The 24,657-nt window shown below is 71.8% G+C and carries 18 protein-coding genes; 11 read left to right on the top strand and 7 right to left on the bottom strand.

Going from position 1 to position 24,657, the window contains the following annotated elements; genetic code table 11:
• Positions 1 to 46 precede the first annotated feature (46 nt).
• Positions 47 to 2,179: a heparinase II/III family protein gene (locus ABEA43_RS34795; protein ID WP_345568603.1), complete on the bottom strand. Its 2,133-nt coding sequence runs from the start codon at positions 2,177 to 2,179 to the stop codon at positions 47 to 49.
• A gap of 198 nt (positions 2,180 to 2,377) precedes the next feature.
• Here ABEA43_RS34795 and ABEA43_RS34790 point away from each other — a divergent pair, with 198 nt between their 5' ends.
• Both ABEA43_RS34790 and ABEA43_RS34785 read left to right on the top strand, forming a co-directional pair.
• Positions 2,378 to 3,154, top strand: coding sequence for an SDR family oxidoreductase (locus tag ABEA43_RS34790; protein ID WP_345568600.1), 777 nt, complete (start codon positions 2,378 to 2,380; stop codon positions 3,152 to 3,154).
• A gap of 148 nt (positions 3,155 to 3,302) precedes the next feature.
• On the top strand, positions 3,303 to 4,703 hold the full coding sequence (locus ABEA43_RS34785; RefSeq protein ID WP_345568598.1) for a glycosyl hydrolase: 1,401 nt from the start codon (positions 3,303 to 3,305) through the stop codon (positions 4,701 to 4,703).
• A 51-nt stretch (positions 4,704 to 4,754) separates the two neighbouring features.
• Here the strand turns inward: ABEA43_RS34785 and ABEA43_RS34780 are convergent, their stop codons facing one another.
• Entirely contained in the window at positions 4,755 to 5,756 is a 1,002-nt protein-coding gene (locus ABEA43_RS34780; RefSeq protein WP_345568597.1) for a polysaccharide deacetylase family protein, read from the bottom strand.
• A gap of 233 nt (positions 5,757 to 5,989) precedes the next feature.
• Between ABEA43_RS34780 and ABEA43_RS34775 the strand changes: the two genes are divergently transcribed.
• The 3 genes from ABEA43_RS34775 to ABEA43_RS34765 all read left to right on the top strand — a co-directional run bounded on the left by ABEA43_RS34775 (position 5,990) and on the right by ABEA43_RS34765 (position 10,847).
• A complete protein-coding gene (locus ABEA43_RS34775) occupies positions 5,990 to 6,295 on the top strand; it encodes a 4a-hydroxytetrahydrobiopterin dehydratase (RefSeq protein ID WP_345568595.1) in 306 nt (101 codons plus the stop codon).
• Between the two features lie 260 nt (positions 6,296 to 6,555).
• Positions 6,556 to 7,545: a glycoside hydrolase family 11 protein gene (locus ABEA43_RS34770; protein WP_345568593.1), complete on the top strand. Its 990-nt coding sequence runs from the start codon at positions 6,556 to 6,558 to the stop codon at positions 7,543 to 7,545.
• Positions 7,546 to 7,784: 239 nt separating this feature from the next.
• The gene (locus tag ABEA43_RS34765; RefSeq protein WP_345568592.1) at positions 7,785 to 10,847 is read left to right on the top strand and encodes a NaeI family type II restriction endonuclease; all 3,063 of its coding nucleotides are present in this window, start codon (positions 7,785 to 7,787) and stop codon (positions 10,845 to 10,847) included.
• Positions 10,848 to 10,861: 14 nt separating this feature from the next.
• Here ABEA43_RS34765 and ABEA43_RS34760 read toward each other — a convergent pair whose 3' ends face one another.
• The 3 genes from ABEA43_RS34760 to ABEA43_RS34750 form a co-directional block, all read right to left on the bottom strand.
• Positions 10,862 to 12,109, bottom strand: coding sequence for a serine hydrolase domain-containing protein (locus tag ABEA43_RS34760; protein ID WP_345568591.1), 1,248 nt, complete (start codon positions 12,107 to 12,109; stop codon positions 10,862 to 10,864).
• A 228-nt stretch (positions 12,110 to 12,337) separates the two neighbouring features.
• Complete coding sequence (locus tag ABEA43_RS34755) at positions 12,338 to 12,925, bottom strand: TetR/AcrR family transcriptional regulator (protein WP_345568590.1); 588 nt, start codon at positions 12,923 to 12,925, stop codon at positions 12,338 to 12,340.
• Between the two features lie 166 nt (positions 12,926 to 13,091).
• Positions 13,092 to 14,183, bottom strand: a complete 1,092-nt coding sequence (locus tag ABEA43_RS34750; protein WP_345568589.1) for a LacI family DNA-binding transcriptional regulator — start codon at positions 14,181 to 14,183, stop codon at positions 13,092 to 13,094.
• 293 nt (positions 14,184 to 14,476) lie between these two features.
• On the opposite strand from ABEA43_RS34750, the gene ABEA43_RS34745 reads away from it, so the two are divergent.
• Genes ABEA43_RS34745 through ABEA43_RS34735 form a run of 3 tightly spaced genes read left to right on the top strand, consistent with a single transcriptional unit; the run spans position 14,477 to position 17,714 of the window.
• Complete coding sequence (locus ABEA43_RS34745; RefSeq protein ID WP_345568588.1) at positions 14,477 to 15,397, top strand: carbohydrate ABC transporter permease; 921 nt, start codon at positions 14,477 to 14,479, stop codon at positions 15,395 to 15,397.
• A gap of 2 nt (positions 15,398 to 15,399) precedes the next feature.
• Positions 15,400 to 16,323, top strand: a complete 924-nt coding sequence (locus ABEA43_RS34740; protein ID WP_345568587.1) for a carbohydrate ABC transporter permease — start codon at positions 15,400 to 15,402, stop codon at positions 16,321 to 16,323.
• A 44-nt stretch (positions 16,324 to 16,367) separates the two neighbouring features.
• Positions 16,368 to 17,714, top strand: coding sequence for an ABC transporter substrate-binding protein (locus tag ABEA43_RS34735; RefSeq protein WP_345568586.1), 1,347 nt, complete (start codon positions 16,368 to 16,370; stop codon positions 17,712 to 17,714).
• Positions 17,715 to 17,765: 51 nt separating this feature from the next.
• Here the strand turns inward: ABEA43_RS34735 and ABEA43_RS34730 are convergent, their stop codons facing one another.
• The gene (locus tag ABEA43_RS34730; RefSeq protein WP_345568584.1) at positions 17,766 to 19,829 is read right to left on the bottom strand and encodes a beta-galactosidase; all 2,064 of its coding nucleotides are present in this window, start codon (positions 19,827 to 19,829) and stop codon (positions 17,766 to 17,768) included.
• A 159-nt stretch (positions 19,830 to 19,988) separates the two neighbouring features.
• Here ABEA43_RS34730 and ABEA43_RS34725 point away from each other — a divergent pair, with 159 nt between their 5' ends.
• Positions 19,989 to 21,503: an alpha-N-arabinofuranosidase gene (locus tag ABEA43_RS34725; RefSeq protein ID WP_345568582.1), complete on the top strand. Its 1,515-nt coding sequence runs from the start codon at positions 19,989 to 19,991 to the stop codon at positions 21,501 to 21,503.
• Between the two features lie 116 nt (positions 21,504 to 21,619).
• Complete coding sequence (locus ABEA43_RS34720; protein WP_345568580.1) at positions 21,620 to 22,618, top strand: LacI family DNA-binding transcriptional regulator; 999 nt, start codon at positions 21,620 to 21,622, stop codon at positions 22,616 to 22,618.
• Positions 22,619 to 22,767: 149 nt separating this feature from the next.
• Here ABEA43_RS34720 and ABEA43_RS34715 read toward each other — a convergent pair whose 3' ends face one another.
• On the bottom strand, positions 22,768 to 23,496 hold the full coding sequence (locus ABEA43_RS34715; protein WP_345568578.1) for an alpha/beta fold hydrolase: 729 nt from the start codon (positions 23,494 to 23,496) through the stop codon (positions 22,768 to 22,770).
• 175 nt (positions 23,497 to 23,671) lie between these two features.
• Between ABEA43_RS34715 and ABEA43_RS34710 the strand changes: the two genes are divergently transcribed.
• The gene (locus ABEA43_RS34710) at positions 23,672 to 24,625 is read left to right on the top strand and encodes an alpha/beta hydrolase (protein WP_345568575.1); all 954 of its coding nucleotides are present in this window, start codon (positions 23,672 to 23,674) and stop codon (positions 24,623 to 24,625) included.
• Positions 24,626 to 24,657 lie beyond the last annotated feature (32 nt).

Raw genomic sequence — 24,657 nt, 5'->3', positions numbered from 1 at the left:
GCGGTGCCCGGCGAAGGAACTTGTCCGGAGCGGGGGCTTGGGCGCATCACTCGCACGCCTCCACCCGCACCTCGAAGGCGCCGCGCGGCGTGTCGGGCAGGCGCAGCTCCAGCCTGGTCAGGCGCTCACCCCACACGGCCGACAGCATGGGGTCGTCCAGCGTGCGGACGGTGAGCGCGGCGGTCGCGCGCGCCGGATCCCAGGCGACCAGCGCGGCCCGCGCGCCGTCCGGCGGGTGCACGACTACCTGCCCGGGAGCGCGCCGCTCGACCTGCCCGGCCAGGACGAAGTGCAGAACGCCCGGACCGTCGCCGCCGGTGAAGTCCCAGGCATCCTCGATCGTCACGTGGCCGCCGGCCCGGTCGAGCGCGGCCGTACGCCACCACCGCTCCAGGTCCGGCACCGGATAGGCGGCGGCCAGGTCCATCCGCACCTCGAACCGGCCGGGCTCGTCCGACACCCGCACGTCCCGCGCCCGGAATTGCCGGCCCTGTCCCTGCGCGGCGCCCCGCACGAGGGGGACGTTGTGCCAGTCGCTCCGCATCGTCCAGATCTCGTAGCGGCCGGGCCCGAACGTCTGCGCCGTGTACGTCGGCCGCCCCGCGTCGACGAGCACGGGAACGCCGTCCACCGCCACGACGACCGATCCGACGTCGTTGTGGTTGTGATGCTCGTCGTTGTGCCCGCCTTTGACGGCCAGCGTCAGCCCGCGCGCCGTGCCACCGGTGGTCCGGGCGAGCGCGATCTGCGTGCCGGGCAACCAGACCCCGGCGACCAGCGGCGGCTCGTCAAGGCCGCGCGCCTGCTCATCACGGTCACGCGCCTGCCCCGCGACCAGCGGCGGCTCGTGAGAGCCGGACGCCTGCCCCGCGACCAGCGGCGGCTCGCCAAGGCCGGGCGCCTGCCCTTCGACCCGGGGCGGCTCGGCAGGGCCACGCGCTTGCCATTCGTCGTCCACGAGCTCCCTGAGGGCGCGGCCGAGCTCGGCCGTGGCCCCGATCCTGGCCGCACGCTGCGACCGCGCGTGCCTGATCACGTCGGGCTCGCCGAGCCTGCGGCCCCAGCGGTGCAGCTCGCGCCACGGCTGGTCGGCCGGCGGGCGGGCCCGCGCGTCCGCGACGTTGAGGTACCACGGCCCGCCGAGATGCATGCGGTGCGGGAAGCGGGCCGTCTCGCGCACGACCGGGACGTCCGCCGCGCCGAGCGCCCCCGACGTGGCGTGTTCAAGCAGGTCGAGCGCCTCCAGCGCGCGGCAGGCCCCGTTCCACCAGTATTCGTAGCCCTCGTCCACGGAGCCGTCGTCCGGCAGCGCCGCGAGGTAGCGGTCGAGGCCCGCGACGGCGAGCGCGACCTGGCGGGCCCGCTCCTCCTGCCGCCCGCCCAGCCGCAGCGCGGCGACGAGGATGTTGCCGCAGATCCACGGGCACCAGTTGTGCACATCGCCGTCGAGCCCGAGCCAGTGCCAGTCGTCCCGCCGTACGAACGGGTCGAGCACCCGGCTCCGCACCTCCGCGCGCACGCGTTCGCGCAGGCCGGGGTAGCGCGCGTCCAGCCGGTCGCCGAGCACCTGGTCGATCCAGGCGAGCTGGGCGGCGACGTCGGCGGCGCCGAGATCGAGGCAGGGCGTGGCGGGGTCGGGCAGGACCGTCCCGCGAGGGCGGCAGGTGTCCTCGTGCGCGGGCCAGCACCACGAGCTCTGCTCGCACAGCTGGACGACCCCGTCGGCCACCTCGTCCAGCCAGCCGTCCGGCCGACCGTCGAACCGACCACCCAGCTGATCGTCCGGCCGACCGTCGAACCGACCGTCCGACCGACCGCCCGGCTGACCGTCGAACCGACCGCCCGGCTGACCGTCCGGCCGGTTCTCCGCGCCGGTGACCGTTGCCATGAGCACGGCCCTGGTCAGCCGGTCCTGGCGCTCGAACACCTGGCTCTCGTACACCGTGCGGTTGCCGTCGCCCTCGCGGAAGAACCGCGCGTACTGCGAGGCCAGGGGCTGCGGCCAGGGCGTCCCCGCCTCCGCTCGCGCCCGCTCGCGCACGTCGGACAGGGCCTCACTCTCCCGGAGACGACCCCAGACCCCGGCCCCCGCAGCGGGGACCGGCAGCGCCGTCGCGGGTGGCAACAGGTCGCGGGCCAGGCTCTCCGGCTCGGCCCTGGCCCCCCACGCGATGAGCAACGGCCCAGCCGTACCAACCCCGCCTGTCACTGGGCCGGTCACTGGGCCCGTCACTGGGCCTGTCACTGGGCCGGTCACCGTGTTCGTCATACTCCTCCTCGCCGACGCTCCATGCTACCGATCCGAAGTGATCGAAGTTGCATCAATTATGAGAGAACTGATCGAAGCGTCGCACGGCTCCGCCGGTAAGATCAGGGCGTGTTGCTGGAGGGCAAGGTCGCGGTCATCGCCGGAGCGGGCCCGGGCCTGGGGCGGACGCTGGCGCAACTGCTCCGCGACGAGGGCGCCCACGTGGTCGTGGCCGCCCGCACCACGCAGACCCTCGATCGGATCGCGGACGAGGTGCCGGGCGTGCTGGCCGTGCCCGCCGACCTGACCGGCATCGACGACGCACGCCGGCTCGCGGCCACCGTGATCGACCGCTTCGGCCGGGTGGACGTGCTGGTCAACGCCGCTTTCCCGGGATCACATCGCAAGAACGTGCTCGACATGTCCGACGGCGACCTGGAGACCTGGCGCAGAGCCGTCGAGACGGGCGGCTACGGCACGCTGCTGGCCTGCAGGTTCATCGCACCGCACATGGTGGCCCGGCGCTCGGGCTCGATCGTCAACATCACCTCCATGTCCTCCCGCAAGGGCTACGCGGGACGCAGCGACTACGCCGCCGGCAAGGCCGCCGCCCACCTGCTGTCCCACTGTCTCGCCGACGAGCTCGGACCCTACGGGGTGCGGGTGAACTGCGTCGCGCCCGGCTGGATCGCCAGCGACGCGCTCGACGAGTGGATGCGCACGAGGGCGGCGGCGGAAGGCGTGCCGTACGAGGAGATCCTGGCCCGCGACGTCTCGGCGATGGCGCTGCGGCGCATCGCCACCGAGGAGGATGTCGCCCGCGCGGTCGTCTACCTCGCCTCCGACCACGCCCGCGCCGTCACCGGCGCCACCATCGACGTCAACGGCGGCCAGCTCTTCGCGTGACCGGTCCGAATTAACCGGGTAAGAGAACGTAACATGCCTGTTCTTCGACATTGACATCGTTGTCACAGCGGTTCTATGGTCAGGTCACTTATCCGGTAAAGCGTGCTATCGGCCTGCGGCGGCACGCGCACCGCATCGAGGAGGATCCATGCGCACCCCCCGCACCTGGCGGTCCTTGCTGATGGCCCTGTTACTGACCTTGGGCGTCGCAGTCGTCGCGTCGCCCGCACAGGCCTTCCCGTCGGCCTCCAGGACCGACCTGACCACCTACCTGGCCGGCATCTCCGGCCGCTCCACCCTGTCCGGCCAGCACAACCGCGAGCCCAACAGCGACCCCACCAAGTACACCCGCGTCGCCCAGGGAATCACCGGCCAGACGCCCGGCCTGTGGGGCGGCGACTTCCTGTTCGCCGCCGCCGACGTCGCCAACCGGCAGACGATGGTCAACGAGGCCATCCGGCAGTGGCAGGGCGGCTCCGTCGTGGCGCTGACCTGGCACATGTGCCCGCCCACGACCGGCTCCACCTGCGGCTGGGACTCCGGCGGCGTGCTCAGCCACCTGTCCGACAGCCAGTGGAGCCAGCTCGTCACCAACGGCACCGCGCTCAACACCGCGTTCAAGAGCCGCCTGGCGGAAGCGCTGCCCTACCTGCGCCAGCTGCAGAGCGCCGGCGTGCCGGTGCTGTGGCGGCCCGTCCACGAGATGAACGACGGCTGGTCCTGGTGGGGCGGCCGGCCCGGCGCGAACGGCAGCCGCAGGCTCTACCAGATCACCTACGACTACTTCACGGCGCAGGGCCTGTCGAACCTCGTCTGGGTCTGGAACGTCAAGGACCTGAACATGGGCTCGATCGGCGACTACTGGCCCGGCGCGTCGTACGCGGACGTGGCGTCACTGGACGTCTGGGTCAAGATGGAGCCGTCCACCGCCGACTACCAGGCGCTCCTGAACGTGGCGGGCGGCAAGCCGATCTCTCTGGCGGAGGTGGGCCGGGTCCCGAGCCCCGCGCTGCTCGACGCGCAGCCGCGCTGGACCTGGTTCATGGTGTGGGCGGAATGGCTGACCGACCCGGCCTACAACACCAACGCGAGCGTGCAGGCGAGCTACTTCGGGCCGCGCGTGCTCAACAGGGGCGAGTTCACCGTCGGCGGCGGCACGCGTACCGGGAAGATCAAGGGACTCGGCGGCACGTGCGTGGACGTCGCCGCCGCCAACCCGGCCAACGGCACACAGGTGCAGCTCTACACGTGCGACGCCGGCGGCACGGCGCAGTCGTGGACGGTGGCCGCCGACGGCACGCTTCGCGCCCTGGGCAAATGCCTCGACGTGCGGGGCGGCGTGAACGCCGACGGCACCAGGGTCCAGCTCTGGGACTGCGCCGCAGGCAGCGCGAACCAGCAGTGGCGATGGGACGGCGCCACCCAGCGCCTGGTCAACCCGGCGACCGGCCGATGCCTGGACGCCGCCGGCCAGAGCTCGGCCGACGGCACCCCGCTGCAGATCTGGTCCTGCACCACGAACGCGAACCAGAGATGGACCCTCCCCTAGGAAGCCGGGGGGTGTGGCGGTGTCACGCGGAACCGCCACACCCGCCTGGCGTCAGCCCGTCCGGCAGGAGACCGACGGCCAGGTGTAGTTGCCGTTGTGCTGGATGGTCACGCCCCAGTTGTTGCCGCTGCCGTTGGGTTTGGCGGTCAGCACTTGGGTGCTGGGGTAGGTGGCGTTGATGTTCCAGGTGGACAGGACCTTCGCGGGGGAGGGGATGTTCATCGTCACGGTCCAGGTGCTGGATCCGCTGACCGAGACGTTGAGGTTGTAGCGGTCGCTCCACTGCTGACCGGCCGACAGCGTCGCGGTGCAGCTGCCGCCGGGCGGCGGGCTCGTCGGGCCGGTGCCGCCGTCGGGGGCGACGGCCCTGCCGGTGGCGGTCGAGATCATCCCGGCGCACAGGTTGCGGCTGCGCAGGTTCGCGGCGATCTGCGGCACGGCGGCCAGCGTCGTGGCGTACTGGTCGTGCATGAGGATGACCTGGCCGTTCTGCAGGCGGCCGGCGGCCTGGACGATCGCGGCGGTACTGGCGCCGTTCCAGTCCTGCGAGTCGACGTCCCAGAGCACCTCCGTGAGGCCGAGCTGCTGCTCCACCGACTTCAGCGTGGCGTTGGTCTCTCCGTACGGTGGCCGGAACAGCCGGGGCGCGGCCCCCGTCGCCGACTGGATGGCCTGCTGGGTGCGCTGCAGCTCCGAGGAGATCTGCGCGCTGCCGAGCTGGGTGAGGTGCGGATGGGACCAGCTGTGGTTGCCGATCCACATGCCCGCGTCGCGCTGCGCCCTGACCAGAGCCTGGTTGTTCTGGGCGTTCTGGCCGGTGTTGAACATCGTGGCCCGCAGGCCGTTCGACGTCAGCGCGTTGAGCAGGCTGGCGGTGTTGCCGGCGTTGGGCCCGTCGTCGTAGGTCAGCCCGACGTATCCGGCGCCGCAGTCGGCGGCGGCGCTGCTGCGATGGGCGGCCACCGCCGAGGTGGCGGTGCCGGCCAGGCAGACGGCGAAGATCGCGGCTAGGAGCGCGGCGGCGAGGGCTGGACGGCGTTTGCGATCGATCATGCTGATCCCTTGATCGTTGGGGGGTCGCTGCACCTGCGGTCATTGTGGAGACGCCTCCGAAACATGTCAACGCCAATCAGAAATGTTTCGGAAACACCAAGCTCACGTCCGTCGCCGCATTCATCGCACGTCGGTCTTCATCGACCGAAACATTTCGGGTGCGGGCGCCGCCAGGTGTGAACGCGCCGACCGGTGGTAGCCCATCGTCGAGAGCTACGACACCGGGGGGCAGCATGGCCGAGGGACTCCTGACCGACGAGGAGATCGACACCGCGCTGGCGGCGCTGGAAGGCTGGCGCCGCGACGGCGCTGCGCTGCTCAAGGACGTTCCGATCACGCCGGACAGCTACGGCTGGCTGAGCGAGGCGGTGCTGAACGAGGCCCGCGCGATCGACCACCATCCCGAGATCGAGCGCACCGCGAACGGCATCCGCTTCACGCTGTCCACCCACAGCGCGGGCGGGGTGACCGCGCGGGACGTCGAGCTGGCCGCGCGCATCGACCACGTTCTCGATGGCGGGGCCCGGGACCGGGGCTGAGCACCGGCACCTCTGAAACTTTCGGAAACCTCGGCCCCGGCGCCCGAGCCCTCGGCCGGGAGCGGCCCTGAGCGACAGCGGCCAGCTCAGGGCCATCGGCCCAGGCGCGGCGCGCACCCCCGCGCGCGCCAGGTTTCCGGAACATTACCCGGATCATTGACAACCCAGCAAACCGATGCCGATACTTTCGCCAACGTACCGATACTTTCGCGACGCACGCTGCCCGCCCCCGCCCGCCCCCACGGGAAGGAAGCACGCACATGAACGGCGCCCCCACCCACCCGAAGAGCCGTAGACGCGGTCGCACCAGGTCGTTCATCGGCCGGGCCGGCGCCGCCGCCGCGGCGCTGTTCCTGGCCCTGGCGATGCCCGGCACCGCCCACGCGGCCATCACCTCGAATCAGACCGGCACCAACAACGGCTACTTCTACTCGTTCTGGACCGACAGCTCCGGCACGGTCTCCATGGAGCTGGGAGCCGGCGGCAACTACAGCACCTCGTGGAGCAACACCGGCAATTTCGTCGCCGGCAAGGGCTGGAGCACCGGCGGCCGCAGGACCGTGAACTACTCGGGCAGCTTCAACCCGTCCGGCAACGCCTACCTGACCCTCTACGGGTGGACCAGAAACCCGCTCGTCGAGTACTACATCGTGGACAACTGGGGCACCTACCGGCCGACGGGGACGTACAAGGGCACGGTCACCAGCGACGGCGGCACGTACGACATCTACCAGACCACGCGCTACAACGCCCCCTCCATCGAGGGCACCAGGACGTTCAACCAGTACTGGAGCGTCCGCCAGTCGAAGAAGACCGGCGGCGCCATCACCTCAGGCAACCACTTCGACGCGTGGGCCCGTAACGGCATGAGCCTCGGCAGCCATGACTACATGATCCTCGCGACCGAGGGATACCAGAGCAGCGGCAACTCCAACGTGACGGTGGACAGCACCTCGAACCCCGGCAACCCGGGCAACCCGGGCGGCGGCTGCACCGCGACGCTGTCGGCCGGTCAGCAGTGGAGCGACCGCTACAACCTCAACGTCTCGGTCAGCGGATCCAGCACCTGGACCGTGACGATGAACATCCCCTCCCCCGCGAAGGTCCTGTCCACCTGGAACATCAACGCCACCTACCCCAGCACCCAAGTGCTGACCGCCAAACCCAACGGCAGCGGCAACAACTGGGGCGTGACCATCCAGCACAACGGCAACTACACCTGGCCGTCGGTCTCCTGCGGCGCGAGCTGACCACGCGCGGCCGCACCCCGGCGACGCCCGCGATAGGGTGTCGCCGGGGTGCGGCGCCGACGCCCGCCCGGCCGCGCCGGTCCCCGCCGATCTTGTTACATTGAGTGCGGCGCACGAAAATCGGCGCTCGACGTCGGCACGGGAAACGGCATGAGCGAACAGCTGCGGTGGGAGCCGTCAGAGGGTCCGGTCGCGGTGGAGGTCCCCGCCGGGACCGTCATCGCCGAGCCGGCCGGCGCGTGACGCCCACGCCGCCTGGTCCGCCGGTCGGACCGGTCACCGGGCCGGTGCCGGACGAGGCGCGCGCCTTCCAGCCGCGGACGCACCTGCGAGCGCTGGTCGAGGAGCGGCTGGGCTCTGGCGCGGTGATCCTCCACGGAGCCGCGGGCTCCGGGAAGAGCCAGCTCGCGGCCGCGTGCGCGCGCGAGCACGCCGCCCGGGGGACACCGGTCGTCTGGGTGGACCTGAGCACCGCCCACGACCTGCTGGGCCGCCGCACCGCCAGGATCTCCGGGCTCGGTTCGCGCGAGGAGCGCACCTCGGGAGCGCGGCGGCCCTACCTGCTCGTTCTGGACGACGTGACGGATCCGGAGGCCGCGGCCAGGGCGCTGCGGTCGTGCGGCACGGATTGGGTGATCGTCACGACGAGGGACCGGCGGTGCGTCCCGCTGGGCCAGGCGGTCGAGGTCGGCGAGTACACCTATCAGGAGGCCCTGGCCTACCTGCGCGACACCGCGGGCGACGGCAGGGAGGAGGCCGCGCAGGGCCTGCTGCCCCTGATGGGGCGCCTGCCGCTGACCCTGGCGCTGGCGGCCAAGGCGATCGGCCACTCCTTCCAGGACACCTTCTCCGTCCTGTACGGCGCGAGCGGCCCGGGGCGGGGCTCGCCGCTGTCCGCCGTCGTCCGCCTGCTGCTCCGCGGGCTCTCCACGAAGCAGGTCCGGCTGCTGGAGGAGCTGGCCCTGCTCGCCAGGCGGGGCCTCCCCGGCCGGATGCTGATCGCCGAGGGCGAGCGGGCCGCGTTCGAAGCCCTCGCGGAGACGTCTCTGGTGGTGCTCAGGGACGGCTGGGTCCGCTTCTCCAGCACAGTCGTCCAGGAAGCGGTGCGGCACCGCGCGAGCGGCGCGGTCTGGGAGACGATGGCGAACGCCATCCGCCGCTGCGAGCTGATCTACGACATCGAGGCGCCGGACGCGTGGCGGGAGCTGGAGTTCCTGGACGTGCTCGCCGAGCACGCGACGGCCCTGCTGGAGTACGCGGTCCGGCTCACCGGCCGCGACGACGACGACCTGCACCGGCTCCAGATCGTCCTGGCGGACCTCCTCAACCTGCACGACCACGCGCTCGGGCTGATCAACACCCTCAGAGACTTCTCCCGCGCGACGTCCCTCGCCCGGCACGTCCTGGACCACGCGACGCCGCTGCTGCCGCCCGACCACCCGGCGCTGACCCGGATCCGCGGCCACCTGGCGACCGCCTGCGGGCCGACCGGCCGCGAGGAGGAGGCGATCGCCCTGTTCGAAGGGATCCTGGACACCCGGCTGCGCACCCTGAACTCCGACCACCCCGACACCCAGGACGCCAGGGACGGCCTGGCCCTGGCGTATCTGGCCGCCGAACGTCCCTGGGACGCCATCGACCTCCAGGAACAACTGCTGACCGACCGCCGGCTGACGCTGGGGCCCGGCCACGGCAAGACGCTCATGGCGTACAACAACCTCGCGCTCTCCTATCTCCGCGCCGATCGGGCGGAGGAGGCCGTGACGCTGCTGGAGACGGCGGCGGAGACCGCCGGCGACAGCCATCGGACCACGCTCGTCACGCTGGGCAACCTGGCGCTGGCCTACGCCCGCCTCGACCGGGCGGACGAGGCCATGGAGCTGCACCGGCTGGTGCTGAGCCGCAGGTCGCGGGCGCTCGGCGGCGACCACCCGGACGCCCTCGCCGCCCAGCACCATCTCGCGGTCCTGCATCAGCGGCTCGGCCGGTTGCCTGCGGCCATCACGCTGCTGCGGGAGGTGCTGGCGACGCGGGAGGACGTTCTGGGCCCGGGACATCCGGACACCCTGGCGTCACGGGCCGCGCTGGTGTCCGCGTACGAAGAGGCCGGCGATCTCGAAACCGCCGTCGAGGTGTGCCGGCAGGGCGTCGAACGGCTGCGGATCCTCCCCGACGACCAGGCCGGCCGCCGGCTGCTCCCCCAGGCCAGAGCCTGGGAACGGCTGGCCGCCCTGCACGCGGCCCGCGGCGACGCCGCCGCCCGCGATGCCGCGCTGAGCGAGGTGGCGGCCATCGCGGACCGGATGGCCCGTGACGGCGACGCCGCCGGAGCGGCGAAGGTCACCGCGCGGGCCGGTCAGCTCCGGCGCGGGCCCGCGGCCGCCGATCGAGCCGCCTGGCGTCCGCCCGGCGAGCTCGACCCCGATCTGGACGAGGTCTTCAGCGCACTCTCCAAGCTGGATCCCACGGGGCTGCGTGCCGCCAGGGTGCTGCGGCGCTCCTTCGACCAGATCTACGACGGCGCGCACACCGGCCGCTTCCGCTGGGACCAGCTCACGCGGACCGAGAAGGCCGGCATGGCGGCCCGGGTGGCGATCGGGCTCGGCCACGAGTTCGGCTTCCCCGGCGGCGTGGGGCAGGAGATCGAGATCGACGGCGTGGCGGCGGGCTACGCGTTCAGCGGCAGCGGCGCGGGATGGACCTTCGCCCAGAACGAGATCGGCGCCGTGCGCGTGCTCCTCTGGGCGGACGACGAACGCTCGCTCTGGGGCATGGGCGTGCTCCGCGTCCAGCCCCGGCTGCTCGCGGCGGCGGGGGCCGCCCGGCGCGGCGGCCACCGGCTCAACCTGCTCGGGAACGCCTCCGTCCGCTGGATCCACAACCACGCGCCGCTCCCCCGCAACGTGCTGCTCGGCCTGCCCGCCGAGGACACCGATGCGATCTTCCGCGAGAGCAGCGCCGCCGGGCGACTCAGCGAGCTGTTCCGGCGGGCGCAGGGCCAGGTCGTCGGCGCGAGCGCCGTGGCCGCCGTCGCCATGCAGGAGAACGCCATGACCCGCGTCCGGGAGGTCCGCGCCACCCTCGGTCTCGAAGGCATCGTCGTCCTCGGCGGCCATCATGAGCACCGCCGGATCGCCGAGGCCCTGACGCTTCCCGTTCCTGGTCAGGGCGAGCTCGTGAGCATCCGGCTCGCCCGCCGTGGGCCGCGCCACCACGGCGCGCCGCGGGTGGAGATCCGCGGCGAGCCGTGGGTCATCGCGCAGGAGGGCGATCCCGTGGGGCTGGCCCCGCTCCTGCCGTAGAGCCCGGCCGTACGTCAGGCGTAGGGGGCGGTGATCCGGCCACGCTCCTGGGTGATGATCGGCTCGATGTCGAGGTCGTAGTTGCACAGCACCACGGCGACCCAGTCGATGTCGAGGTAGATGCTCCAGTTGGTGGAGCCGCCGGCGATGCCGCCGCCGTGGGAGATGTAGTGCTGGTCGTTGTAGATGGAGGAGGTCGGCCCGTAGGCGTGGAAGGCCTCTGTACGGGCGGGGTCGGCGGGCGGCGGCCTGCCCATGGGCGGCCCGGAGACCTTGGAGTTCACGTACAGCCGGGTGTAGGCCTGCTTGAGCAGGTCGTTCTGCTGCAGGGCGGTGGCGAAGCGCACCAGGTCGGGAGCGGTGGAGAAGCCGTTGCCGCCGCCGGATCCGACGAAGCCGCGCGCCGAGTTGGTGCCCGGCACGTCACCGGCGCCGCCGTCCTTGTCCAGGTGGCGGACGCCGTCGATGCGCGAGCCGTCCTTCTGCAGCATGTACGGGTGCGCGATGCGCTCGTCGGCCTGCCATTCCTCCGTGGTGTAGTAGGCGGAGCGGGTCATCCCGGCCTGCGTGAAGATGTGCTCCTTGACGTACTCGTGGAACCTCTGCCCGGAGACCGTCGCCACCAGTTCGCCCAGCACCTCGTACGCCATGCTGGAGTATTCCTTCTTGGTCCCGGGATCGAAGCGCAGCGTCTGTGCCCGCGCCCGCTCGGCGAGGTCCCGGGTGCGTTCCTCGACGCTGGTGAAGATGCGCGGGTCCGGCCCGGTGTTCCTCGGGTCGCTCATGCCGGCGGTGTGGGTGAGCATCTGGTGCACGGTGACGCGGACGGCGATCGCCTCCGGGAAGCCGTCCAGATAGGTGCCGACCGTCTCGTGGAACTTGATCTTCTTCTGCTGGGCGAGCTGGACGACCGCCAGCCCGGTGAACGGCTTGGACGCCGACGCCAGGGCGTAGATCGTGTCGATCTCGTTGCGGACGCCCTTGTCCTGGTCCGCCATGCCGTAGGCGCGGGCCAGGACGCGCTTGCCGCGATGGGCCAGCAGCACCGTACCGGAGAACTTGTCCTGGTCGGCCAGGTCCTTGATGTAGCGGTCGAAGGCGCCGCCCGGGCGCAGGTCCTGCGGGATCTGCCCGGTGCCGGCGGACTCGGCCACGGCCGCGGTGAGGCCCGAGCCGGCGAGCACGCCGCCGGCCGCGAGCGGAACGGCGCCGAGCAGGCCGAGCGTGCTGCGCCGTGAAGGGCGTAATTCCTCATGAGTCATGCCGGTCTCCTCGCTGTCGCCTGTCTGGACCCGGCCGGGTGGCACCAAGGCAACGCCAAGAGTCGTTTCCTCCGCGTTTCCGCCCGGCGCCACGCCGGCCGGGCGGCGGCCGGCTCGGCATCCTCGCTGAGCCACCCGCCGACGTGCGGCCGGGCTGCGATCGGGCGGGGGTCGGGCGGCGGTCGGGCGGCGGTCGGGCGGCGGCGGGGAACGGCGGGGAACGGCGCGTCAAGGGCCCGGAGCGGCGTCGAGGCGGGCGTACAGGAGCTCGATCGTCCGGCCGACCCGCTCCTCGTCGCCGGTCGCGAGCAGATCGAGCAGGCAGCCGCGCAGTGCGGCGAGCACGGCGCCGCACCGGGCGGCCGAGTCAGGCGCGCCCGGCCGCACGTCGGCGGGCAGCTCGGCGAGGATGCCGAGCCAGTCGCGCACCGTGTCCTGGGCGAACCCGGACCACGGCCCTTCCGGGGCGACCAGCGACTGCCCATAGCTCTCGGCCCAGAGGCGCAGCACCGGCCGCCGCTCGGGAGCCGACGACCACTCCCACAGCGCGCGGGCCACCTCGATCAGCGTGGCCTCCCCCGCCTCCGCGCGCAGCCGGGCCAGCATCGCCAGCTCGTCGCGCCGCGCCCTGGCGAGGATGGCCCGGATCACGCCGTCCTTGCTGCCGAACAGGAACATCAGCACGCCGGGGCTCGAACCGATCGCGTCCGCGAGCGGCCGCAGCGACAGCCGCGAGATCCCCCGCTCCGTCACATAGCGATAGGCCGCCTCGACCAGCTCCTCCTGACGCGCGGAGGCCCGCTGCTCCTCTGCCATGCCCCCACGATAGCGCCGGCTGGAACGACCGTTTCAGCCACGCGGGGCGGAGGCGGGACGGCGGTGCCCCGGCCCACCGGGCGAGTCAGGAGGGCGGGGGCAGCGGCGGGCCGCCGGGCGGGTCAGGAGGGCGGAGTGGCGGTGCTGCGGCGGACCACCGGGCGGGTCAGGAGGGCGGGGCGGCGGTGCTGCGGCGGACCACCAGGCGGGTCGGGACGAGGTCGGTGCCGGGCCGCGCGGCCTGGCCCTCGCGAATCTGGAGCAGGACCCGCTGCACGCACCTCCGGCCCACCTCGGCGAAGTCCTGGTTGACGGTGGTCAGCGGCGGGACGAAATGGGCGGCGTCGGGGATGTCGTCGAACCCGACCACGCTGATCTCCCCCGGCACCGACCGGCCGCGCTCGTGGAGCGCGCGCAGCAGCCCGAGCGCCATCTGGTCGTTGGAGACGAACACCGCCGTGCAGCCCGGCTTGTACGCGAGCGCGAGCCCCGCGGCGTAGCCCGACTCGGCCGACCAGTCGCCGTGCAGGGGCGCGGGAACGGGCCGGCCGGCCGCTTCGAGCGTGGCCCGCCACGTCTGGGCGCGGCGCTGGCTGGCGAAGGACGTCTGCGGACCCGTGACGTGCCAGACGGTGTGGTGGCCCAGGTCGAGCAGATACTGGACGGCCCGTCGCGCCCCGTCGGCCTGATCGGTGTCCACGACGCTGTAGCGGTCGCCGGCGTCGGAGTCGACGACCACGACGTGCACGCCGGGCGGCAGGGTCACGGTGGCCGCGTCGAGGAGGTGGATCTCCAGGATGACGATCACCGCGTCCACGGCCAGCTCGCCCATGCGGGTGAACGCCCCCAGCACGTTGTCCTGGGTCGGCACGTCGATGGGCATCAGCGTGATGGCGTAGCCCTCGGCCGCGGCGTGGGTGGCGATCGCGTCCACGGTGCGGCTGTTGCCGGTGGAGGTCAGGCCGAAGAGGATGACGCCGATGGTGTTGAACTGGCCGTAGCGCAGCGCGCGGGCGGCGCTGTTGGGCCGGTAGCCGAGCTCGCGCATCGCCGCGAGCACCTGCTCGCGGGTCGCGTCGATCACGCCGGGATGACCGTTGGAGACCCGGGACACCGTCTGCGACGAGACGCCCGCCAGCCTGGCGACGTCGGCCATGGAGACGCGCTGTTTGCGGCGCCCGCCGGGGATGCCGGACGTGCCGCGGTGAGCGCTGCCCCGGGGCGGCGCCCCCTGCTGCTCCCGATCGTCCGGGCTCATCTCGGCGCTCGTTCCTGGGCCCGTTCCTGGGCTCGCTTCCGGGCCCGTCTCAGCGCCCGTTTCAGCGCCCGTTTCTGGGCTCGTCTCAGGGCTCGTCTCTGGGCTCATCTCGCCACCACCTGCCTGCCGTTGGCGTCGGGCAAACCTTGACGGGCCGTGTGGCCGGTGTCACGATACCGCACGAAAGTTTACGTAAACATCACCGCTGGACCATCCCCCGCGACCGCTTCGCCCGGCGCCTCATCCGCGTGAAATGTTTACGTAAACACCCACGCAGGGGAGGAGTTGAGCTGGTGGTCGCGACTTCGCAGGCGAGCACGCCGGGCGACTGGGGGGCGGCGGTGCCCCGGAAGCGGCGATCCTGGACAGGCTGGCGGTTCGTCGGGCCGTTCCTGGCGGTGTTCGGGCTCGTGTTCCTGGCGCCGATCGCGTACTCGGTCTATCTGAGCCTGTTCCGCACGCAGCTCATCGGCGGGACCGTCTTCGTCGGCGCGGACAACTACGTCAAGGCGCTGGGCGACCCGCAGTTCTGGGCCGCCTTCGGCCGGGTGGCGGTCTTCCTCGTCGTCCAGGTCCCGATCATGCTGTTCCTGGCGCTGCTGGTGGCCCTCGCCATCGACAGTGGCCGGCTGTACGGGACGAGCTTCTTCCGCATCTCGGTGTTCCTGCCGTACGCCGTCCCCGCCGTGGTCGCGACGCTGATGTGGGGCTTCATGTACGGCACCCGCTTCGGCCTCGTCGGCAACCTGAACGACTCACTCGGCCTGTCGCTGCCCGACCCGCTCTCCCCCGCCCTGGTGCTCGTCTCCATCGGCAACATCGTGACCTGGGAGTTCGTCGGCTACAACATGCTGATCCTGTATTCGGCCCTGCGCGTGGTCAACCCGTCCCTGTACGAGGCCGCGGAGATCGACGGCGCGAGCCAGCTCCGCATCATCTGGGCGATCAAGCTCCCGGCCCTGCGCGGCGCCCTGCTGATCGCCACGATCTTCTCCATCATCGGCAGCTTCCAGCTCTTCAACGAGCCCAGCATCCTCAAGAGCCTCGCGCCCAACGCGATCACGACCTACTTCACGCCGAACGTGTACGCCTACTCGCTGTCCTTCTCCGGCCAGCAGTTCAACTACTCCGCGACCGTCGCCATCGTCATGGGCCTGATCACGATGGTCATCGCCTACGTCGTCCAGCTCCGCGGCATGCGGAAGGGAGCCTGACCGTGACCGCCACCGCCCGCAAGCCCCGTACCAGGGGAGGCCCGCTGGTCATCAGGCGCGGCCACCGGCGCCCGGCGTCGCCGCGGAACCGGCGCAGCGCCACGCTGACCGCGCTCACCGCGATCATGCTCGTCTACACGCTGCTCCCGCTGGCCTGGCTGGTCATCAACGCCTCCAAGACGCAGGAAGGGCTGTTCAGCTCGTTCGGCCTGTGGTTCGACTCCGATTTCGCCCTGTTCCGCAACATCGCGGCCACCTTCACCTACGACGGCGGCATCTTCACCCGCTGGCTGCTCAACACCCTGCTCTACGTGCTGGCCGGCGCGGGCGGCGCGACCCTGCTGGCGACCGTCGCCGGGTACGGGCTGGCCAAGTTCGACTTCCCGGGCAAGAAGGCCGTGTTCGCGATCGTCATCGGCGCGGTCGCCGTGCCCGGCACCGCGCTGGCCGTCCCGACGTTCCTGATGTTCTCCAGCGTCGGCCTGACCGACACCCCGTGGGCGATCATCATCCCGTCGCTGGTCACGCCGTTCGGGCTCTACCTCATGTGGACGTACGCGGCCGACGCCGTGCCCGACGAGATCCTCGAATCGGCCCGGGTGGACGGCGCCCGCGAGTTCCAGACGTTCTTCCGGATCAGCCTGCCGCTGCTGGCGCCCGGGATCGTCACGGTGCTGCTGTTCGCCGTCGTCGCGACCTGGAACAACTACTTCCTGCCGCTGATCATGCTGAAGGACCCGGCCTGGTACCCCCTCACGCTCGGCCTCAACAGGTGGAACGCCCAGGCGTCCACGGCGGGCAGCGAGGCGATCTTCAACCTGGTGATCACCGGTTCGCTGCTCACCATCGTCCCGCTGGTGGCGGCGTTCCTGCTGCTGCAGCGGTACTGGCAGTCCGGTCTGGCGGCCGGGAGCGTCAAGGAGTGACCGGCGCCGCGCCTTACTCAGGAACACCTCTGAAAGGGATATTCATGACGATGACCCGCCGCCACGCCCTCCTGGTGGGTGCGGCACTGTCGGTATCGCTGATCACCACCGCCTGCGGCTCCCCCGGTGACGGCGGCGGCTCTGGGGCCGCGCCGGCCACGAGCTCGTCGGCCACCGACCTCGAAGCGGCGCTGAACGCCGGCGGCTCGATCACGGTCTGGGCGTGGGAGCCGACGCTCAAGCAGGTGGTGGCCGACTTCCAGGCGAAATATCCGAAGGTGAAGGTCAACCTGGTCAACGCCGGCACCGGCAACGACCAGTACACCGCCCTGCAGAACGCCATCAAGGCCGGCTCTGGCGTCCCCGACGTCGCGCAGGTCGAGTACTTCGCGCTGCCGCAGTTCGCGCTGGGCAAGTCGGTCACCGACCTGACGTCGTTCGGGGCGGACAAGCTGGAGGGCACCTTCACCCCCGGCCCGTGGAGCTCGGTCCACTCCGGCACGGGGATCTACGGGCTGCCGATGGACTCGGGGCCGATGGCGCTGTTCTACAACAAGGACGTCTTCGACAAGCACAAGATCGAGGTGCCGGCGACCTGGGAGGAGTACATCGCGGCGGCCAAGAAGCTGCATGCGGCCGACCCCAAGGCGTACATCACCAACGACATCGGCGACGCCGGCTTCACCACCAGCCTGATCTGGCAGGCGGGCGGCAAGCCGTACCGGGTGGACGGCACCAAGGTCGGCGTCGACTTCGGCGACGCGGGCACGCAGAAGTTCACCGCTGCCTGGCAGCAGCTCGTCAGCGGCAAGCTGCTCGCGCCCGTCGGCTCGTGGAGCGACGCCTGGTACAAGGGCTTGGGCGACGGCAGCATCGCCACGCTGGTGATCGGCGCCTGGATGCCGGCCAACCTGGAGACCGGCGTCAAGGCCGGGTCCGGCAAGTGGCGGGTCGCCCCCATGCCGCAGTGGGAGAGCGGCGCCAAGGCCACCTCCGAGAACGGCGGCAGCTCCCTGGCCATCCCGGAGGCCGCCGCCTCCAAGACCCTCGCGTACGCCTTCCTCAAGTACGCCGGCGTGGACGAGGGCGCGCAGACCCGCGTGGACGGCGGCGCGTTCCCGGCCACGACCGCGCAGCTCAGCTCGCCGGCCTTCCGCGACAAGAAGCTTCCGTACTTCGGGGACCAGCAGGTCAACCAGGTCCTCGCCGAATCGGCTACGCAGGTCGTGGGCGGGTGGTCGTACCTGCCGTACCAGGTGTACGCCAACAGCGTCTTCAACGACACCGTCGGCAAGGCCTACACCGGGGCGGCCACGCTGCAGGAGGGGCTGAAGGCGTGGCAGGACGCCTCCGTCAAGTACGGCCAGGAGCAGGGCTTCAGCATCCAGTGACCCCCTTGCGCCTGCCGCCGCGCATTCGTGCGGCGGCAGGCGCGGCGGGTCTCAGGGGCGGTGCGGGCGGCGCAGCACGCGCACCTGCCGGGGGCCGAGCGTGCGGCCGGCGGCCAGGCTGGGACCGGCGAGCGCCTCCCCCGCCACGTCGCCGGTCTCGACGTTCTCGTCCGTGCGGTTGACGAGGAACCAGTAGTCGGCGTCCGCACCAGCGCGCACCGCCAGCTCCACCGCCCCGGCGAGGGACGCGGGCAGCTCCGTGCGCACCCCGCTCACCTCCAGGAGCTGGGCCAGCACCGGCGCGAGCCCGTCCGGCCCCAGCCTGGTCGAGACGTAGGACGCCGAGCCGGTCCCGACGGGACGCGTGGTGACGGCGGGCCGCCCGGTGTGGTCGCCGGACGCGTAGTGCGCGACGACCTTGACGTCGGTCCCGGTGACGTCGATCCGGTCGCTCCACAGCGTGCCGGACACGCCGAGGTCGAGCTCGACCCGTTCGCCGTCGGGCAGCGGCCCGAACTCCTCGATCCGGATGCCGAGCAGGTCGCGGAGCGCGCCGGGGTAGCCGCCGAGCCACACGTGGTCGTGCTCGTTCACGATCCCGGAGAAGTAGGTGGTGACGAGGTGGCCGCCGCCGGCCACGTACGCGCCGAGGCGCTCGGCGAGCGCTCCGGGCACGACGTGCAGGATCGGCGCGACGATCAGGTCATAGTGCGCGAACGACTCGGCGGCGGGGATGACGTCGGCCCGCACGCCCGCGTCCGCGAACGCCGAGTACCAGTCGAGCGCCTCCTGCCGGTAGCGCAGCCGTGACGTGGGGTGGGAGTCCAGCTCGGCGGCCCACCAGGAGTCCCAGTCGAAGACGATCGCGGCGGCCGCGCGGCGCCGGCGGGTGCCCGCGACCGGCGCGAGCGCCTCCAGGGTCGCGCCGAGGCCGGCGACCGAGCGGAAGACCTCGCTGTCGGTGCCGGCGTGCGGGACCATCGCCGAGTGGTACTTCTCGGCGCCGCCCGCCGACTGCCGCCACTGGAAGAAGCAGACCGCGTCGGCCCCGTACGCCACGTGGGTCAGCGAGTCGCGGGCCAGGCCGCCGGGCTTCTTGGGCAGGTTGACCGGCTGCCAGTTCACCGCGCTGGTGGAGTGCTCCATGAGGAACCACGGCCGGCCCCCGGCGAGCCAGCCGGTGAGGTTGGCGGAGAACGACAGCTCGTCCTGGCCCTGGGGCCCGGGCAGCACGTAGTGGTCGTTGGACACGAAGTCGACCTCGCCCGCCCAGCCGGCGTAGTCCATGCCCTTGGTCTCGCCCATGACCATGAAGTTGGTGGTCACGGGGACGCCCGGCGTCAGCTCGGCCAGCAGGCGCCGCTCGGCCCGCAGGTAGTCCTTGAGCGCGTCGGAGGAGAACCGCTTGAAGTCGAGCTGCTGGGTCGGGTTGGGGTAGGTCGCGGCCAGGCGCGGGGGCAGGATCTCCGCCCAGTCGCCGTACGCCTGGGACCAGAACGCCGTGGCCCAGGCCCGGTTCAGCGCCTCCATGGTGCCGTAACGGGCGCGCAGCCAGGCGCGGAAGGCGGTGGCCGCGTCGTCGGAGTAGTCGTAGACGTTGTGGCAGCCCAGCTCGTTGGAGACATGCCAGGCGGCCAGCGCCGGATGGCGCCCGTACCGCTCCGCCATGGCCCGGACCAGGCGCAGCGCGTGCTCGCGGAAGATCGGCGAGGTCGGGCGCCAGTGCTGGCGCCCGCCCGGCCACAGCGTGCGGCCGTCGTGATCGACGGGCAGGATCTCGGGGTGCCGGGCGGTCAGCCACGGCGGCGGGGACGCGGTCGCGGTCGCCAGGTCCACGGCGATGCCGTACGCGTGCAGCAGGTCCATGACCTCGTCCAGCCAGTCGAACGCCCACCGGCCGGGCCCCGGCTGGAGCCGCGCCCAGGAGAAGACGGCCAGGGAGACGATATTCACCCCGGCGCGGCGCATCGCCTCGGCGTCCTCCTGCCACACCTCCCTGGGCCACTGCTCGGGGTTGTAGTCGGCGCCGAAGGCCAGCCGCGGGCGCGCGGGCTCGGAGGGCCAGCGAAGCCAGCGGGGCCCGCCGTCAGCGTGATCAGCATGGTCAGCGGTCACTACCACTCCTGCCTGCCTGTCGTCGTTCGAGAGATGTTTACGTGAACATCCTTCCATGCCGCCGCCCGCACGGCCCCTTGACACCTGCTGTTGTATCGATAAAGTAGCCGCTGTTGTATCGATAAAGCTCCGGAAGGCGCCCCTCCTGTGAATGCCGTCGTGTCCGCAGTCATCAACGTCGACGTCAAAGGCCCGCAGATCAGCAGGCATCTCTACGGCCACTTCGCCGAGCACCTGGGCCGGTGCATCTACGGCGGCTTCTACGTGGGCGAGGACAGCGACCTCCCGAACGCCGGCGGCCTCCGGCTCGACGTCGTGGACGCGTTGCGCGCCCTGAACATCCCGAACCTGCGCTGGCCCGGCGGCTGCTTCGCCGACGAGTACCACTGGATGGACGGCATCGGCCCCAAGGACCAGCGCCCGTCGATGGTCAACACCCACTGGGGCAACGTCGAGGAGAACAACCACTTCGGCACCCACGAGTTCATGGCGCTGTGCGAGCTGCTCGGCGCGGACCCGTACATCAGCGGGAACGTCGGCTCCGGCACCGTCAGGGAGATGAGCGACTGGGTCGAGTACCTCACCCGCGAGGGCGACTCCCCGATGGTCCGGCTGCGCAAGGCCAACGGCCGTGAGGAGCCCTGGCGGGTGCCGTTCTGGGGGCTCGGCAACGAGGCGTGGGGGTGCGGCGGCAACATGACCGCTCAGCAGTACGCCGCCGAGGCCCGCCGGTTCGGCACGTACTGCCGCGACCACGGCGGCAACAAGCTGTACCGGATCGCGGCCGGCGCCAACTCCGACGACTACGCCTGGACCGAGACGCTCATGAAGATGCTCGGCGACCTGGGCTGCGCCTACCGGCCCGCCGGATACACGCAGGCGCTGTCGGTGCACTACTACACCATCGCCGGCACGTGGCAGGACAAGGGCGACGCCACCGTGTTCGGCACCGACGACTACTACCGCACGATGGTCCAGGCCGCCCGCGTCGACGAGCTCCTCACCGGGCACTCGAACGTGATGGACTGCTACGACCCGGGCAAGAACGTCGGCCTGGTGCTGGACGAGTGGGGCACCTGGTGGAACGTCGAGCCGGGCACCAACCCCGGCTTCCTCTACCAGCAGAACACCCTGCGCGACGCGCTGGTCGCCGGCATCCACTTCGACATCTTCCACCGCCACGCCGACCGGCTGGTGATGGCCAACATCGCCCAGACGGTGAACGTGCTGCAGGCCATGATCCTCACCGACCCGGAGTCCAAGGCGCTCGTGCTCACCCCCACCTACCACGTGTTCGAGATGAACAAGGGCCACCACGACGCGGCCTCGCTCCGCGTGGACCTGCCCTCCGGCGCGCCGGCCCGCACGGTCGGTTCTGCGGAGCTGACGACCGTCTCGGTTTCGGCCAGCCGCAAGGACGACCGGGTGCTCGTCTCCCTGTCCAACCTGGACGCGGCAGAGCCGGCCGACGTCGTGCTGGACCTGCGCGGCGGCGCGGTCACGGACGTCCGTTCCCGCATACTCACCGCCGGCGCGCTCCAGGACCACAACACCCCCGACGCGCCGGACACGGTCGCGCCGCGCGCCCATGACCAGGTGACGTCCACGGCCGCCGGCCTGCGGGTGCACCTGCCCGCCCACTCCTTCGTCACCGTGGAGGCGTCCGTCTCCTGACCGGCACCCTGACCGGCGGCCTTAGCCGCCGCCGGTCAAGCGCAGTAAACTCAGATCCGCGGCCAGGGTCGATCGGATCGAATCCGGCCGGAGGGGGCCAGGACCTGAGGAGCGGCATGGTCACCATGAGCGACGTCGCCAAGCTGTCCGGGGTGTCGAAGATGACCGTCTCCAACGTCATCAACGACCGCTCAGGGGTCAGTGAGCAGGTTCGCCGGCGTGTGCTGGAGGCGATCCGCGAGTCGGGCTACCGCGTCAACGTCTCCGCCCGGACGCTCCGATCCGGGCGGACCGGCGTCATCGGGCTCGCCGTGCCCGAGGTCGACCGCCCCTACTTCGGCCAGCTCGCCGCCCACGTGATCGACCAGGCGCGCAACCACGGCTTCCAGGTCGCGATCGAACAGACCGGCGCGGCGGCGGCCGGGGAGCTCAACGCGATCACCCATTCGCACGCCCTGCACTTCGACGGGCTGATCCTCAGCGCGGTCGGGCTCGATCCCCAGGATTCGCGGCTGACCGGCGGCGACTACCCGATCGTGATGCTCGGCGAGCAGGACTTCGCCGCCCGCTTCGACCACGTCGCGATGCCCAACGAGGAGGGCGCCGAGGCGGCGACCGCGCATCTCATCGATCGGGGCTGCCGCCGGATCGCCGTCGTCACCGGCAGCTCCCTCTACGGCGTGAACGTGGTGACGCGCCGCCACCACGGCTACCTCGCCGCGTTCGCCGCGCGGGGGCTCGAAGCCGATCCGGCCCTGCTGTTCACCGCCAGGGGGATGTCCCTGGAGTCGGGGCGGGCCGCCGCCCACCGTCTCGTCGACTCGGGCCTGGAGGTGGACGGCGTGGTCGCGGTGAGCGACACCGTCGCCCAGGGCGTGCTCCGCGGCCTCGCCGACCGCGGCGTCCGGGTCCCCGACGACGTCCGCCTCGTGGGTTTCGACGACATCCGGGAGGCGGCTTACCTGGTGCCTTCGCTGTCCACCGTGGCCCCCGATCACCGGTGGATGGCCGCCAAGGCCGTCGAGCTGATCACCGACCGCATCCAGGACCCGGCCCGCCCGACCGTCGCCTACACCGCTCCCTTCGAGCTGAAGATCCGCGAGTCCACCCACTGACCGGCCGCACCCGCCGCGCCAGGGGACGGCTGACCCGGCAGCAGCTGCCGCGCCGGGCAGACGACCGACCGGCGCAGCCGTCGCACCCGACGGCCGACCGACCGGAGCGGCTGCGGCCGGCGGGCGGCTGGCCGCCCGATGGCGGCGCGTCAGGCCGGCGTGGCTTGGACCGCCTGGCGGATCACGTCGGCGACCTCCTTCGGCCGTGACATCGCGACGGCGTGTGAAGCGCCCGCGACCTCCACGCTCGTCGCACCGGCCCGCTCGGCGCCGAAGCGCTGGACGTCCGGGTTGATCGCCTGGTCGGCGCCCGCGACGACGACCCACGAGGGCTTCGTCCGCCAGGCCGCCGCGCTCGCGGGCTCGGTGAACGCTCCTGCCGCGAGCGGCCGCTGCGCCGCCGCCAGGACCCGGGTGACCTCCGCGGGCACGTCCGCCGCGAAGACCTGCGGGAACGCCTCGGGGACGATCGCGAGCTCGACGGCGGTCGCCGCCGGGTACGAGACCGGGTACGAGGCCGGCCGCAGGCTCGCGCCGAGCGGCGGCTCCGGGAAGCGCCCCTGCAGCTCGCCCAGACTCTCGCCCTTCTCCAGGACGTACGCGGCGACATAGACGAGACCGACGACGTTCTCGGCCGCACCGGCCACGGTGATGACCGCGCCACCGTACGAGTGGCCCACCAGCACCACGGGCCCGTCGATCTGGGCGATGGCGGAGGCGACGTAGGCCGCGTCGGCAGCCAGCCCGCGCAGGGGGTTGGGCGGGGCCACCACGGGAATGCCGTGCTCCTGCAGCTCGGCGATGACGCCGGACCAGCTGGCGGCGTCCGCGAACGCGCCGTGCACGAGGACGACTGCCGGTGTGCTGCTTTCCGTCATGGAAGTGCTCCTTCTCGGGCGGGGTGTCAGTGCTCAGCGCTGATCCAAACAGGCCGTGACCAGCGGGTACGAGGCGAAAAACTACTTCTGCCGGTGTTTCTGCCTCGCCTTCCCACCACACCGCTTGCTTGGATTGCCGGTGCACGGAAGCCCTGTTTCACCCCATGGAGCGATCATGAGCAAGCCCGTACTCGAACCGGCCGCGCAAGCCTTCGCCGAGGCCACCGCCCAGCCGCCGTACCTCTTCCAGATCCCCCCGGAGGAGGGCCGTAAGGCCGTGGACGACGTACAGTCCGGCGAGGTGGACAAGCCCGACGTGGACGAGGAGTGGATCACGGTCCCCGGCGGCCCCACCGGCGAGGTCAGGACGCGCATCGTCCGCCCGGCGGGCAGCACGGGCGACCTGCCCGTGATCATCTACATCCACGGCGCCGGCTGGGTCTTCGGCAACGCCCACACCCACGACCGGCTGGTGCGCGAGCTCGCGGTGGGCGCCGGCGCCGCCGTCGTCTTCCCCGAGTACGACCTGTCGCCCGAGCACCGCTACCCGGTCGCGATCGAGCAGAACTGGACGGTGGCCCAGTGGGTCGTCGCCGAGGGCGCGTCGCAGGGCCTGGACGCCGCGCGCATCGCGGTGGCCGGCGACTCCGTGGGCGGCAACATGACCGCCGCGCTGACGATCATGGCCAAGCAGCGCGGCGGGGTGCCGCTGCGCCAGCAGGTGCTGTTCTACCCGGTGACCGACGCGTCCTTCGACACGGACTCCTACCACCAGTTCGCCGAGGGCTACTTCCTGCGGCGGGACGGCATGCAGTGGTTCTGGGACCAGTACACGACCGACGCGGCCCAGCGCGCCGAGATCACCGCCTCCCCGCTGCGCGCCACCGCCGAGGACCTGGCCGGCCTGCCTCCGGCGCTGATCATCACCGGCGAGGCCGACGTGCTGCGGGACGAGGGCGAGGCGTACGCGAACCACCTCCGCGCCGCCGGGGTGCCGGTGACGGCCGTGCGCTACCAGGGGATCATCCACGACTTCGTCATGCTGAACGCGCTGCGCGAGACGCACGCGGCTGAGTCGGCGATCGGGCTGGCCGCCGGCACGCTCCGCCGGGCGCTCACCGCGAGCTGAGGCACCCCTTCCTGGTCCGTACGGGGCCGCCA

Source organism: Nonomuraea rosea (genome assembly GCF_039539705.1).
Taxonomy (GTDB): domain Bacteria; phylum Actinomycetota; class Actinomycetes; order Streptosporangiales; family Streptosporangiaceae; genus Nonomuraea; species Nonomuraea rosea.
Note: the sequence above shows the minus strand (reverse complement) of the source record. Positions and strands in the feature narration are given on the sequence as shown.